The sequence below is a fragment of the Streptomyces sp. NPDC107654 genome (genome assembly GCF_055639035.1).
The window spans coordinates 150,069-162,590 of record NZ_JBVKBI010000010.1 but is presented as its reverse complement, the minus strand read 5'-3'; the positions used below and the strand labels follow the sequence as shown (position 1 = coordinate 162,590).

Genomic DNA, 12,522 nt, shown 5'->3' with positions numbered 1-12,522 from the left:
TTCTCAGACTCCAGCGGGCGCGGGGGCGTCGGTCAGGTCGGCGGGCGAGGCCAGGTGGCCCAGGACGGCGGTCGCGGCCGCGACCTGCGGCGACACCAGGTGCGTACGGCCGCCCTTGCCCTGCCGGCCCTCGAAGTTGCGGTTGGAGGTGGACGCGGAGCGCTCGCCCGGGGCCAGCTGGTCGGGGTTCATGCCGAGGCACATCGAGCAGCCGGCGTGCCGCCATTCGGCTCCGGCCTCCTTGAAGACCACGTCCAGACCCTCGGAGACGGCCTGCAGGCCCACCCGCGCGGAGCCCGGGACGACCAGCATCCGTACGCCGTCGGCGACTTTGCGGCCCCGCAGCAGGTCCGCGGCGGCGCGCAGGTCCTCGATGCGGCCGTTGGTGCAGGAACCTACGAAGACGGTGTCCACCTTGATGGAGCGCAGCGGCTGTCCGGCCTCCAACCCCATGTACTCCAGGGCCTTTTCGGCGGCGAAGCGCTCCGAAGCGTCTTCGTACGAAGCCGGGTCGGGGACGTCCGCCGAAAGCGGCGCGCCCTGGCCGGGGTTGGTGCCCCAGGTGACGAAGGGGGACAGCGAGGCGGCGTCGATGTGGACCTCGGCGTCGAAGACGGCGTCCTCGTCGGTCCGCAGGGTCCTCCAGTAGGCGACGGCCGCGTCCCAGTCGGCGCCCTCGGGGGCGTGCGGGCGGCCCTTGAGGTATTCGAAGGTGGTCTCGTCGGGGGCGATCATGCCCGCGCGGGCGCCGGCCTCGATCGACATGTTGCAGATGGTCATCCGGGCCTCCATCGAGAGCTTCTCGACGGCGGAGCCGCGGTACTCCAGGACGTAGCCCTGGCCGCCGCCGGTGCCGATCTTCGCGATGATCGCCAGGATCAGGTCCTTGGCGGTGACGCCCTCGGGCAGCTCGCCGTCGACCGTGATCGCCATGGTCTTCGGGCGGGCCATCGGCAGCGTCTGGGTGGCCAGCACGTGCTCGACCTGGGAGGTGCCGATGCCGAACGCCAGCGCGCCGAAGGCGCCGTGCGTGGAGGTGTGCGAGTCGCCGCAGACGACGGTCGTGCCGGGCTGGGTCAGGCCCAGCTGCGGGCCGACGACGTGCACGACGCCCTGCTCGACGTCGCCCAGCGGGTGCAGCCGCACACCGAACTCGGCGCAGTTCTTGCGCAGGGTCTCCAGCTGGGCGCGGGAGACGGGGTCGGCGATGGGCTTGTCGATGTCGAGGGTCGGGGTGTTGTGGTCCTCGGTCGCGATGGTGAGGTCGAGACGGCGCACCTGGCGGCCGCTCTTGCGGAGCCCGTCGAAGGCCTGGGGGCTGGTCACCTCGTGCAGCAGGTGCAGATCGATGTAGAGGAGGTCGGGCTCGCCCTCGGCGCGCCGGACGACATGGTCGTCCCAGACCTTCTCCGCGAGTGTCCTACCCATCGCTTTCCCTCCGGCCGGCAAGCGTCCACCGACCCAACTAGAGATCTTGAGGAGCGGTGGCTGCCCTTCTCGGGGGCCCCTGAACGTCGTGATTCCGGGCGTCCACCGCCAGGCCCGTTGGTCTGCGGGCCGCTGTGTGATTCCAGGGTGGCGCGTTCCACGGAAAATTGAACTTGCGTTTCACAGAGTGAGACGTGAGTATCGTTGCATGGACAACAGTAGCGGCGTCGGCGTTCTGGACAAGGCGGCCCTCGTCCTGAGCGCTCTGGAGTCCGGTCCGGCCACCCTCGCGGGTCTGGTCGGGGCCACCGGACTGGCACGACCCACGGCCCACCGCCTGGCCGTGGCCCTGGAACACCACCGCATGGTGGCACGCGACATGCAGGGCCGGTTCATCCTCGGACCGCGCCTGGCGGAGCTCGCGGCGGCGGCCGGCGAGGACCGCCTGCTCGCGACGGCGGGCCCCGTGCTCACCCACCTCCGTGATGTCACCGGCGAGAGCGCGCAGCTCTACCGCCGCCAGGGCGACATGCGGATCTGCGTGGCAGCGGCGGAGCGCCTGTCCGGCCTGCGGGACACCGTCCCGGTGGGCTCGACGCTGACGATGAAGGCCGGCTCCTCGGCACAGATCCTCATGGCCTGGGAGGAGCCCGAGCGCCTGCACCGCGGCCTGCAGGGCGCCCGCTTCACGGCGACGGCGCTGTCGGGCGTGCGGCGGCGCGGCTGGGCCCAGTCCATCGGCGAACGCGAGCCGGGCGTCGCGTCCGTCTCCGCGCCCGTACGCGGCCCCTCCAACCGCGTGGTGGCCGCCGTGTCCGTCTCCGGCCCCATCGAGCGCCTGACCCGCCACCCGGGCCGTATGCACGCCCAGGCGGTCATCGACGCCGCGGCCCGCCTCTCGGAGGCCCTGCGCCGCTCCGGCTGACCCCGGACGCGCGAAAGACACCGAGGATGGCCCGCCCCAACGCCGCGGCGGGCCCTCCTCCGCTCCCCCTTCAGGGGGTCTCCTCCGCCGCCGGCCCCCGCCGCGTGCGGTACGAGAACCGGTCCTTCGCGTACCGGCCCCGCCGCTCCAGCGGCACCTGCCCGTACGCCTCGGCGAGCCCGAACGCCGGCATGTCCCCGTAGACCGCCTCGTACGACCCCTCCGGCACGACGTACGTCTCGTGCCAGATCCCCACCTGCCCGCGCAGCCGCCCGGCGCGCTCCTTGCGGTTGAGCCGCGCCCAGGCCGTGCGGTGGAAGGCGTCCGGGGCGGTCGCGTAGGCGTAGAGCTTCTCCTTGGACTCCCAGTACTGGACGACGTAGTAGCTCCGCGGCGACGCCGTCAGCATCACCTTCGCGCGCAGCCCCCGCGCCGGGTCCTTCCCCAGTTCCCGCAGCATGCGAACCATCGCCAGCATCACGGGCAGCCACAGGTGCACGGCCCGGAAGCGGTGGATGCGCATGCCGATCAGCAGCACGACGACCTCGCCCCGCGCGTCGGCGGTCGTTCGGGACACCATGGGCTCCCCCTCCTCGGTGAGCGTCGCTATCCAAGGCGCGCATGCTTGGATAGTGCCGTTATCCAACGAGGAGCGCAAGGGATGCGGCTTGCCGAGCTGAGCGGACGCAGCGGTGTGGCCACCGCGACGATCAAGTACTACCTGCGCGAAGGGCTGTTGCCGCCGGGCCGCCAGGTCAACACGACGACGGCGGAGTACGACGAGGAGCACCTGCGCCGGCTGCGGCTGGTGCGCGCGATGATCCAGGTCGGCGGGCTCCCGGTGGCCACGGTCCGGGAGGTGCTCGGGCACGTGGACGACGACTCCCTGGGCCGCTCGATGCGCCTGGGCGCGGCCCTGTGGGCCCTGCCGCAGGTGCGGGAACCGGACGAGGAGGACGAGTACGTCCGGGCCGCCCAGCAGGAGGTCGCCGCGCTCCTGGACCGGCTCGGCTGGCAGAACGCCAGGCTGCTCGCGACCGTCTCCCCCGCGTACCGCTCGCTGGTGGTGGCGGTGGCCGCGTTCCGCCGGGTCGGCTACGAGTGGGGGTTCGAACTGCTCGCCTCGTACGCCCAGTTGATGCACGAGGTGGCCAGGCTCGACCTGGACTTCGTGGAGACGCGTCCGTCGGAGGCGGAGAAGGTGGAGACGGCGGTGCTCGGCGCGGTGCTGACCGAGCCGATGCTGCAGGCGCTGCGCCGGCTGGCCCAGGAGGAGGAGTCGACCCGGCGGTACGGCTTCGAGTAGCCGGCGCGGGCACGACGAAGGCCCCCCGCCGAAGCGAGGGGCCTTCCCGATGTACCCCCGACCGGATTCGAACCGGCGCTACCGCCTTGAGAGGGCGGCGTGCTAGGCCGCTACACAACGGGGGCGTGGACACTGCAGGCGTTCAATACTGCACCGCCGCAGGTCCGAGCTGGTCTACCTGGACTCGAACCAAGACTAACTGAACCAGAATCAGTCGTGCTGCCAATTACACCATAGACCAATGATGGTTTAGACCAGTCAGTACCCCCGACCGGATTCGAACCGGCGCTACCGCCTTGAGAGGGCGGCGTGCTAGGCCGCTACACAACGGGGGCCCTAGCGATCCCGACAAGATCGAGATCAGTACCCCCGACCGGATTCGAACCGGCGCTACTGCCTTGAGAGGGCAGCGTGCTAGGCCGCTACACAACGGGGGCTTTGCAGATGAGCTCTGCGAGCTGGCCTACCTGGACTCGAACCAAGACTAACTGAACCAGAATCAGTCGTGCTGCCAATTACACCATAGGCCACTGGAACTCAACCCCCTGCGGGGTTCTCGTTCTAGTCTGCTCCGTGGGGCTCCGGCCTTTCGGCCCGTTCCCCTCGGCGCAGGAAGAACATTACCCGAAGGTGGACGGGGCTCCAAAACGGGTATCCGCGCGGACGAGCGCCGGGAGTTCGGCGAGGGTCGAGATCCGGTGCGCGACGACCTCCCCGGGGGCGGCCGCGTACACCCCTCCGCGGTCGATCCACACCGACAGCAGCCCGGCCTCGGCGGCGCCCCGCCCGTCGATCTCGGGGTGGTCGCCGACGTACGCCACCTCGTGCGGCGGCAGGCCCAGCGCCTCGCAGGACGCGAGGAAGGCGCCCGGCTCCGGCTTGGACACGCCCAGCTCGGCGGCGCACAGCACGGACTCGAAGCGGTCCAGCAGACCCAGGGTGCGCAGCTTGTGCTCCTGGACGGTGATGCTGGAGTTGGACAGCACCGCGTGCCGGTGGCTGGCGGAGAGGGCCTCCAGGACGGGCAGGACGTCGGGGAAGACGCTCCAGGCGGCCTCGTAGTGCCCCACGTACCGCTGGAACCAGGCGTCGCACTCGGCGTCGGTCATCCCGGTGCCGAGGAAGACCCGCACCCGGTCACGCCGCTGGTCCTGGAAGGAGCACTCCCCCGCCGCGTACCGCGCCCACTGCAGATCGGTGATCTCCCGCCACCGCACGAGGGCCTGCCCGGGGCCGTCGTACCCGGCGAGCAGCCCCTCGGCCGCGAGGTGCGCCCGCATCCCCTCACGGTCGGCGGTCGTGTAGTCGAACAGCGTGTCGTCCACGTCCCAGACCACGGCTCTGATCGTCATACCGCCGACGGTACCGCCGGACGGCTGGCAGACTGGTCGGCATGAACGAGTACCGCGTCCAGTTCACCGTCGAGGCCCGTGCGACGTTCGACGCCCTGCCCGCGGAGCGCCGAGCACAGCTGGACAGGGCCGTACGCGTACTGGCGCGGGACCCGTTCCGGAAGACATCAACCGCGCAGTTGGGCCCTGACGAGCACCTGCGCAAGGCGTATGTAGCCCCTGGCGTCATGCTGGAGTACATGGTGGCCGGGGCGATCATGGTCGTCGTCGTGCTGGAGATCTTCGACGAGAGCGCCTACCTGATCGACGAAGCCGACGCCCAGTGACCGACGCGACAGGGGCGGCACCCGGAACGCTCCGGATGCCGCCCCTGTCGCACGTGATGACTACGCGGTGAGCCTGGCCAGCGCCGCGTCGATGCGGGCCAGCGTCCTCTCCTTGCCCAGGACCTCCAGGGACTCGAAGAGGGGCAGGCCGACGGTGCGGCCGGTGACGGCCACGCGGACCGGGGCCTGGGCCTTGCCGAGCTTCAGGCCGTGCGCCTCGCCGGCGGCCAGGACGGCCTCCTTGAGGGACTCCGCGGAGGTCCAGTCGGCCGCCTCCAGCTTCTCCCGGGCGGTGCGGAGCAGGGCGTCGCTGCCCTCCTTCATGGCCTTCGTCCACGACGCCTCGTCGGACACCGGCTCCGGGAGGAAGAGGAAGTCGACGTTGTCGGTGATCTCCGACAGGACCTTGACGCGGGTCTGGGCGTGCGGGGCGATCGCCTGCCACCGCGCCTCGTCGAAGTCCTCCGGCGCCCACGGGGCGAACGGGGCCCTCAGCCACGGACGGCAGCGCTCGGTGAACTCCTTCACCTCCAGCATGCGGATGTGGTCGCCGTTGATCGCCTCGCACTTCTTCAGGTCGAAGCGCGCCGGGTTGGGGTTCACGTCGGAGATGTCGAAGGCCGCGACCATCTCCTCGATCGTGAAGATGTCCTGGTCCGCCGAGAGCGACCAGCCCAGCAGGGACAGGTAGTTGAGCAGGCCCTCGGGCAGGAAGCCCTGCTCCCGGTAGAGGTTGAGGGAGGACTGCGGGTCGCGCTTGGAGAGCTTCTTGTTGCCCTCGCCCATGACGTACGGCAGGTGGCCGAAGTGCGGGATCCGCTTCGCGATGCCCAGTTCGATCAGCGCCTTGTACAGGGCGATCTGGCGCGGGGTGGAGGAGAGCAGGTCCTCGCCGCGCAGGACGTGGGTGATCTCCATCAGGGCGTCGTCGACCGGGTTGACCAGCGTGTACAGCGGGGCGCCGTTCGCGCGGACGATGCCGTAGTCGGGCACGTTCTCCGGCGTGAAGGTCAGCTCGCCGCGGACCAGGTCGGTGAAGGTGATCGTCTCGTCGGGCATCCGGAAGCGGACGATCGGGGTGCGGCCCTGGGCCTGGTACTCCTCGACCTGCCCGGCGGACAGCTCGCGGCAGTGGCCGTCGTAGCCGGAGGGCTTCCCGGCGGCGCGGGCGGCCTCGCGGCGGGTGTCCAGCTCCTCCTGGGAGCAGTAGCAGTGGTAGGCGTGGCCGCCGTCGAGGAGCTTCTGGGCGACGTCCTTGTAGAGGTCCATGCGCTGCGACTGGCGGTACGGCGCGTGCGGGCCGCCGACCTCCGGGCCCTCGTCCCAGTCGAAGCCGAGCCAGCGCATCGCGTCCAGCAGCTGGTTGTACGACTCCTCCGAGTCGCGGGCCGCGTCGGTGTCCTCGATGCGGAACACCAGGGTGCCCTGGTGGTGCCGGGCGAACGCCCAGTTGAACAGGGCGGTGCGGACCAGGCCCACGTGGGGGTTACCGGTGGGCGAGGGACAGAAACGGACGCGTACGGGTGCGCTAGCCACGCTTGACAACCTTGTTGGTGAGAGTGCCGATGCCTTCGATGGTGACGGCGACCTCGTCGCCGACACCGAGGGGGCCGACCCCCGCGGGGGTGCCGGTGAGGATGACGTCGCCGGGGAGCAGCGTCATGGCCTCGGAGATGTTGACGATCAGGTCCTCGATGGGCTGGATCATCTCGCTCGTGCGGCCCAGCTGGCGCTGTTCGCCGTTGACGGTGAGCTGGATGGTGAGGTCGTTGGCGGCCTCCACCGGCAGGTCCGTCTCCACCCAGGGGCCGAGCGGGCAGGAGGTGTCGAAGCCCTTGGCCCGGGCCCACTGCTTCTCGCGCTTCTGCACGTCGCGGGCGGTGACGTCGTTGGCGCAGGTGTAGCCGAAGATCACGTCCTTGACGCGCTCGCGCGGGACCTCGCGGCACATGCGGCCGATGACGACGGCCAGCTCGGCCTCGTGGTGCAGCTCCTCGCTGAACGACGGGTACCGGATCTCGTCGCCCGGGCCGATCACGGAGGTGGACGGCTTGAAGAAGGCGAACGGCGCCTCCGGGACCGCGTTGCCCAGCTCCTGGGCGTGCTCGCGGTAGGTGCGGGCGAAGGCCACGACCTTGTTGGGGAGCACCGGCGGGAGCAGCCTGACCTTGCCGAGCGGCACCTTCGTCCCGGACAGTTCGAAGTCCGCGAACGGGATGCCCTTGATGATGTCGAGGACGAGTTCGTCCTGCTTGTCGCCCTCGACCGCGCCGAAGGCTACGTTCCCGTCGATGGAGAACCTGGCGATGCGCACGGGATCCTTGCGCCCCTCACTGAGAACCGGCGTACTGACGCCTCAGGCTATCGGAGCTATGCGAAGTTGTTCGCTTCTGGGGGTATCGCCGCAGGTCGGAAGCGGGTCACCGGGATCGCGCCCCCCTGTGGGGAGAGCGCGCCGCCCGCCGGGAGCCGGCGCCGTCCGCGAGGGGAAACGCGCGGGGAAAACGGAACGGGCGCGGCCGGGAGGACCGCTCACGTGATCCTCCCGGCCGCGCCCGCTTCGGGCGTCGGTCACTCGCCGGCCGCGGCACCCACGCCGGCCGGGACGTCCACGAGGACGGTGCGGCGGGGGTTGGCCGTCTGGGCGGGGAGGTCGGCGGAGTGTTCCGGCAGCTCGGGCGTGTGCAGCTCGCCGGCGTCCTTCAGGTGCGCCAGGGTCGTGCGTCGCGGGTTGGCTATCTTGCGGAACATCATCGTCGTCTTCACCGTTGTCGTCCTGTGCTCTCTGATCGAGCGGGTTGGCAGAGTCGTACGTCCTGTAAAGCGTCAGGCTAAACATCCGGTTCCCCGGCCAAGTCGCCAACTGCGCACGACAGGCATGTGAGTTTGCTCACGAACTCACGGGCAAACCGGTCAATTCCGGCCGACAATCAGCGCTGAAGAAACGGACATTGACTCCCTGAAGCCACCATTCCGCTCCTGATCATGTCGACTGGGACACGGGGCACCGAGCGACGACTCGCAGAGATGTGCCCGTTATGCCCCGGAACCGGTTAGACGGCCGGTAATCCACCCCTCACGCCCCGTCACGGAGGTCACAGCTCGGCGCACTGCCCTTGTTGGAGATCCTGCACTGTGCTGGAATTCCACGGACCGCCGCAGGATCGAGCCGGCGCAGGGGGCGCGACGCAGCGCCGAGTGGCGGCGAGATAGGGGGGAACCAGCGCCGGTCACTCCAGACCACGGGGGGCGTATTCAGGGCGCTCTCCACGACGCCGACACCGTGTCCCTCCGTTCGCGCGGAGGGGCGCCTGGTCCAGAGGTTGCGACGCTAGTGCAGGGACGTTTCAAGAGGGATGGCAGCGCTTCGGCGGAGCCGGAGCCGCACGGCGGGACTGGCCCCATGGCCGTCAGCTCCTCGCCCCAGCACGCCCAGAACCCGGGCCAGGCCCCGGCCGGAGACGGCGGTGAGCGCGGCGGCCGTCCCGGCGCGTCCGGTGCGACGGCCTCCACGACCGCGGCGCCCTCGGGCAACCCCACCCCCACGGTGAAGCCCTCGCAGGGCCCGGCCAGCACCGGTTCGCGGCTGGCGCTGCGCAACTGGCGCATCTCCACCCGTCTGGTGTCGCTGCTCGCGCTGCCCGTGGTCGCGGCGACCTCGCTGGGCGCGCTGCGCATCAACGAGAACATGGACGACATCCAGCAGCTCGACAACATGAAGCTGCTGACGGACATGACCAAGCAGGCCACCGAGCTGGCCCACGCGCTCCAGGACGAGCGCGACCAGTCGGCCGGCCCGATGGCGCACGGCCTGAAGGCCAGCGACTACACGATCAAGGGCTACCAGGAGAAGACCGACCGGGCCCGCGAGAACTTCCTCGACGCCTCCGAGCAGATCGACACGGCCAGCAAGGACGGCAACCTCCAGGGCGTCCGCGACGCGCTGGTCGGTCTCGCCAACCAGCTCGACGACCTGGCCAAGATCCGCAAGTCCGCGTACACGTCGAAGGACAACTCGACCCAGACGGTCGAGTCGTACCACCGGCTCATCACCCAGCTGATCGGCCTCTCCCAGGACATGGCCGAGGCGTCCAGCAACCCGGAGATGATCTCCCGGACCCGTGCCCTGGCGGCCTTCTCCACCGCCAAGGAGTACGCCTCCGAGCAGCGCGCCCTGATCGCCGCCGCCCTGCCCGCGACCACGGACACCAAGGGCGACCTCTCCGAGAACGACCGCCTCTACGGCCAGTCGGCGTACGAGAGCGAAGGCTCCGAGCTGGCGATCTTCCGCAAGATCTACGCCAACCACGACGCCGAGGACCTGCTCAAGCCGATCACCGAGAACAACGCGACGATCCAGACGGCGGACACCTACGCCAAGCGCTCCTTCGACTCCCCGGACGGCCTGCAGCAGCTGCCCGCGCGGTCGTACAAGGACTGGATGGACGACAGCTCGACGAAGATCGAGCAGATGAAGAAGATCGAGCGCACGCTGCTCGAGGAGATGGAGCAGAAGGCGCGCGAGCTGAAGAGCGAGACGCAGCGCGACGCCATCATCTCCGGTGCGCTGATCCTCCTCGTGCTCGGTGTGTCGCTGGTCGGCGCCTTCGTCGTGGCGCGGTCCATGATCCGCTCGCTGCGCCGCCTCCAGGAGACCGCGACCAAGGTCGCCCAGGACCGTCTGCCCGAGCTGGTCAAGCAGCTGTCGGAGTCGGACCCGCAGGACGTCGACACCTCCGTGGAGTCGGTCGGTGTGCACTCCCGGGACGAGATCGGCCAGGTGGCCGCGGCCTTCGACGACGTGCACCGCGAGGCGGTCCGCCTCGCCGCCGAGCAGGCCCTGCTGCGGGGCAACGTCAACGCGATGTTCACCAACCTCTCGCGCCGCTCCCAGGGTCTGATCCAGCGCCAGCTGTCGCTGATCTCCGAGCTGGAGTCCCGCGAGGCCGACCCGGACCAGCTGTCCTCGCTGTTCAAGCTCGACCACCTCGCCACCCGTATGCGCCGTAACGGTGAGAACCTCCTCGTTCTCGCCGGTGAAGAGCCCGGCCGCCGCTGGACCCGCCCGGTCCCGCTGGTCGACGTGCTCCGCGCCGCCGCGTCCGAGGTGGAGCAGTACGAGCGCATCGAGCTGGCCGCCGTGCCCACCACCGAGGTCGCCGGCCGGGTCGTCAACGACCTCGTGCACCTGCTCGCCGAGCTGCTGGAGAACGCCACCTCGTTCTCCTCCCCGCAGACCAAGGTCAAGGTCACCGGTCACGCGCTGCCCGACGGCCGGGTGCTGATCGAGATCCACGACACCGGTATCGGCCTCTCCCCCGAGGACCTCGCGGCGATCAACGAGCGGCTCGCCTCGCCGCCCACCGTGGACGTCTCCGTCTCCCGCCGCATGGGCCTCTTCGTGGTCGGCCGTCTGTCGCAGCGGCATGGCATCCGCATCCAGCTCCGCCCGTCCGACTCCGGTGGTACGACCGCGCTGGTCATGCTGCCCGTCGACGTCGCCCAGGGCGGCAAGAAGCCCGCTCCGGGCAAGCCCGGCGCGCCCATGTCCACCGGTGGCCCCGCCGCCGCGCAGGCCGCCGCCGGTGCGGCCGCGGCCAGGCGGCAGAACGGCAACAACGGCGGTGGCTCCGGTCCGGCCGGCGGCGGTCTGCTCGGTTCCGGTCCGGGTCCGCGCGGCCAGGTCGGCTCCGGCCAGGGCCCCCGGGCCGCGCTGCCCGGCGCGGGCCAGGGCGGCCGTCCCGGTGCGCCGGGCGGAGCGCGCGGCCCGCAGGGCGGTCCCGGCGGCCTCGGCGGCCTCCAGCAGAACCGTCCCGCACCGGCCGGTTTCGGCGCCCAGGCGCCCGGCGCCCCGCAGGGCCTGCAGGCCGCCCAGCCGGGCGGGCCGCAGCAGGACGCCTTCGGCGGTCGCGGTCGCGGCGCCAAGCGACCCGGTGCCTCCGCGGACCAGGGCCGCCAGCCCCAGCTGCCGCCGCGCGGCGGCCCGCGGGCCGAGCTGCCCGGTGGTGACCCGCAGTCCCGCACCCCGGAGTGGAGCGACGCCCAGGCCCCGCTGTCGCGCGCCTCGCTGGACACCCCGCGCGGCCACGACGAGCAGGACCCGGCGCGGACCGCGCACATGCCGCGCGTGGACGACCGGCAGGGTCCGGGCTCGACCGCGGAGATGCCCCGGATCGATGCCCAGGGACCGGCCGCGACCGGCGAGTTCCCGCGCGCCGAGCTGAACGGCGCCTCGCACACGGGCCAGTTCGCCCGCCCGGACAACGCCCAGCACACGGGCCAGTTCGCGCGCCCCGACGACGCCCGGCAGACCGGCCAGTTCGCGCACCCGGACAACGCCCGGCAGACCGGCCAGTTCGCGCACCCCGACCTCGCCCAGCAGCAGGGCGGCTACGACGTCCCCGGCGGCCAGCAGGACACCGGCTCCTTCGTCCGCTCCGACGTGTACGGCACGCAGGCGCCCGGACGGCAGGACGGCGGCGACCGGAACACGGGCCAGTTCCCGGCCCCGCAGGCCCCGCAGGCGTACGACGACAACGGGTACAACGGCGGTTACGACAGCGGCTCCACCGGGCAGCACGCCCTGCCCGGCCGCCAGGACCCCGGTCACACCGGTCAGTTCGAGCGTCCGCAGCCGCCCGCCCGCGACGACTTCGGCGCCCCGCGCCCGCAGGCGCCGCAGCAGCAGCGTCCGGCCCGCCGGCAGCCGGAGGCCCTGCCTCCGGCCAGCGGTCCGGGTGACGGCCGCACCCCGCTGTACGACACCCTGGAGACCAACTGGTTCCACGGTCAGCAGCAGGAGGGCGCGCCGGCACCGCAGCAGCAGCCGCAGCAGCAGGCGCCCGCGCCGGCCGCTCCGCAGCGGTCCGCGTCGACCAACACCGGCTCCTGGCGCACCTCGCCGAACGACGAACTCGTCCGGCAGGCGGAGCGCGTCCGGCAGCCCGCGGCGGGCGGGGTCACCACCTCCGGCCTGCCGCGCCGGGTGCCCCGGGCCAACCTCGTGCCCGGCACCGCCCAGCAGCAACAGAACCAAGCCGGTCCGCAGGTCTCGCGTGCGCCTGACGACGTGCGCGGACGGCTGACCAATCTCCGTCGGGGCATCGCTCAGGGCCGTCAGGCCGGCAGCGGCCAGACCGGCAGCTTCCCGAGCCCCACTCACCAGCAGGAGCGTTAGTTGAGTCC

At 71.3% G+C, this 12,522-nt stretch carries 10 protein-coding genes and 5 tRNA genes; 4 read left to right on the top strand and 11 right to left on the bottom strand.

The features are described 5' to 3' along the window. Positions 1–3: 3 nt before the first annotated feature. Complete coding sequence (gene leuC, locus ACZ7N4_RS19865) at positions 4–1,428, bottom strand: 3-isopropylmalate dehydratase large subunit (RefSeq protein WP_471359622.1); 1,425 nt, start codon at positions 1,426–1,428, stop codon at positions 4–6. 208 nt (positions 1,429–1,636) lie between these two features. Here leuC and ndgR point away from each other — a divergent pair, with 208 nt between their 5' ends. Next, positions 1,637–2,353 carry an IclR family transcriptional regulator NdgR gene (ndgR, locus tag ACZ7N4_RS19860; RefSeq protein WP_009320373.1) on the top strand — a complete coding sequence of 239 codons (717 nt, stop codon included), beginning with the start codon at positions 1,637–1,639 and terminating at the stop codon, positions 2,351–2,353. A 70-nt stretch (positions 2,354–2,423) separates the two neighbouring features. On the opposite strand, the gene ACZ7N4_RS19855 is transcribed toward ndgR, so the two are convergent. Continuing rightward, positions 2,424–2,933: a DUF4188 domain-containing protein gene (locus tag ACZ7N4_RS19855; protein WP_471359621.1), complete on the bottom strand. Its 510-nt coding sequence runs from the start codon at positions 2,931–2,933 to the stop codon at positions 2,424–2,426. An 81-nt stretch (positions 2,934–3,014) separates the two neighbouring features. Here ACZ7N4_RS19855 and ACZ7N4_RS19850 point away from each other — a divergent pair, with 81 nt between their 5' ends. Beyond that, complete coding sequence (locus ACZ7N4_RS19850) at positions 3,015–3,659, top strand: MerR family transcriptional regulator (RefSeq protein ID WP_471359620.1); 645 nt, start codon at positions 3,015–3,017, stop codon at positions 3,657–3,659. A 52-nt stretch (positions 3,660–3,711) separates the two neighbouring features. On the opposite strand, the gene ACZ7N4_RS19845 is transcribed toward ACZ7N4_RS19850, so the two are convergent. From ACZ7N4_RS19845 to ACZ7N4_RS19820, 6 genes are all read right to left on the bottom strand, one after another. Then, positions 3,712–3,784: transfer RNA gene (locus tag ACZ7N4_RS19845), tRNA-Glu, on the bottom strand. A 44-nt stretch (positions 3,785–3,828) separates the two neighbouring features. Continuing rightward, a tRNA-Gln gene (locus tag ACZ7N4_RS19840) sits at positions 3,829–3,900 on the bottom strand. Positions 3,901–3,921: 21 nt separating this feature from the next. Beyond that, positions 3,922–3,994, bottom strand: a tRNA-Glu gene (locus tag ACZ7N4_RS19835). 29 nt (positions 3,995–4,023) lie between these two features. Continuing rightward, a tRNA-Glu gene (locus tag ACZ7N4_RS19830) sits at positions 4,024–4,096 on the bottom strand. Between the two features lie 21 nt (positions 4,097–4,117). Further along, a tRNA-Gln gene (locus ACZ7N4_RS19825) sits at positions 4,118–4,189 on the bottom strand. Positions 4,190–4,279: 90 nt separating this feature from the next. Beyond that, positions 4,280–5,011, bottom strand: a complete 732-nt coding sequence (locus ACZ7N4_RS19820) for an HAD family hydrolase (protein ID WP_471359619.1) — start codon at positions 5,009–5,011, stop codon at positions 4,280–4,282. A gap of 41 nt (positions 5,012–5,052) precedes the next feature. On the opposite strand from ACZ7N4_RS19820, the gene ACZ7N4_RS19815 reads away from it, so the two are divergent. Further along, positions 5,053–5,337 carry a hypothetical protein gene (locus ACZ7N4_RS19815; protein WP_471359618.1) on the top strand — a complete coding sequence of 95 codons (285 nt, stop codon included), beginning with the start codon at positions 5,053–5,055 and terminating at the stop codon, positions 5,335–5,337. A 60-nt stretch (positions 5,338–5,397) separates the two neighbouring features. Here ACZ7N4_RS19815 and gltX read toward each other — a convergent pair whose 3' ends face one another. The 3 genes from gltX to ACZ7N4_RS19800 form a co-directional block, all read right to left on the bottom strand. Beyond that, positions 5,398–6,873 carry a glutamate--tRNA ligase gene (gene gltX / locus ACZ7N4_RS19810; RefSeq protein ID WP_471359617.1) on the bottom strand — a complete coding sequence of 492 codons (1,476 nt, stop codon included), beginning with the start codon at positions 6,871–6,873 and terminating at the stop codon, positions 5,398–5,400. Continuing rightward, positions 6,866–7,651 (bottom strand): fumarylacetoacetate hydrolase family protein, encoded by a 786-nt coding sequence (locus tag ACZ7N4_RS19805; protein ID WP_471359616.1) that lies wholly within the window; start codon positions 7,649–7,651, stop codon positions 6,866–6,868. Before ACZ7N4_RS19805 ends, gltX begins: the two co-directional genes overlap by 8 nt. A 257-nt stretch (positions 7,652–7,908) precedes the next feature. After that, entirely contained in the window at positions 7,909–8,103 is a 195-nt protein-coding gene (locus ACZ7N4_RS19800) for a hypothetical protein (protein WP_471359615.1), read from the bottom strand. Between the two features lie 568 nt (positions 8,104–8,671). On the opposite strand from ACZ7N4_RS19800, the gene ACZ7N4_RS19795 reads away from it, so the two are divergent. After that, positions 8,672–12,514, top strand: coding sequence for a sensor histidine kinase (locus ACZ7N4_RS19795; RefSeq protein ID WP_471359614.1), 3,843 nt, complete (start codon positions 8,672–8,674; stop codon positions 12,512–12,514). Positions 12,515–12,522: the final 8 nt, after the last annotated feature.

Excerpts from the sequence above, each read along its gene's own strand:
- ndgR (WP_009320373.1), top strand. The coding sequence starts at position 1,637 with ATGGACAACAGTAGCGGCGTCGGCGTTCTGGACAAGGCGGCCCTCGTC.
- ACZ7N4_RS19855 (WP_471359621.1), bottom strand. The coding sequence starts at position 2,933 with ATGGTGTCCCGAACGACCGCCGACGCGCGGGGCGAGGTCGTCGTGCTG.
- leuC (WP_471359622.1), bottom strand. The coding sequence starts at position 1,428 with ATGGGTAGGACACTCGCGGAGAAGGTCTGGGACGACCATGTCGTCCGG.
- ACZ7N4_RS19850 (WP_471359620.1), top strand. The coding sequence starts at position 3,015 with ATGCGGCTTGCCGAGCTGAGCGGACGCAGCGGTGTGGCCACCGCGACG.
- ACZ7N4_RS19815 (WP_471359618.1), top strand. The coding sequence starts at position 5,053 with ATGAACGAGTACCGCGTCCAGTTCACCGTCGAGGCCCGTGCGACGTTC.
- ACZ7N4_RS19820 (WP_471359619.1), bottom strand. The coding sequence starts at position 5,011 with ATGACGATCAGAGCCGTGGTCTGGGACGTGGACGACACGCTGTTCGAC.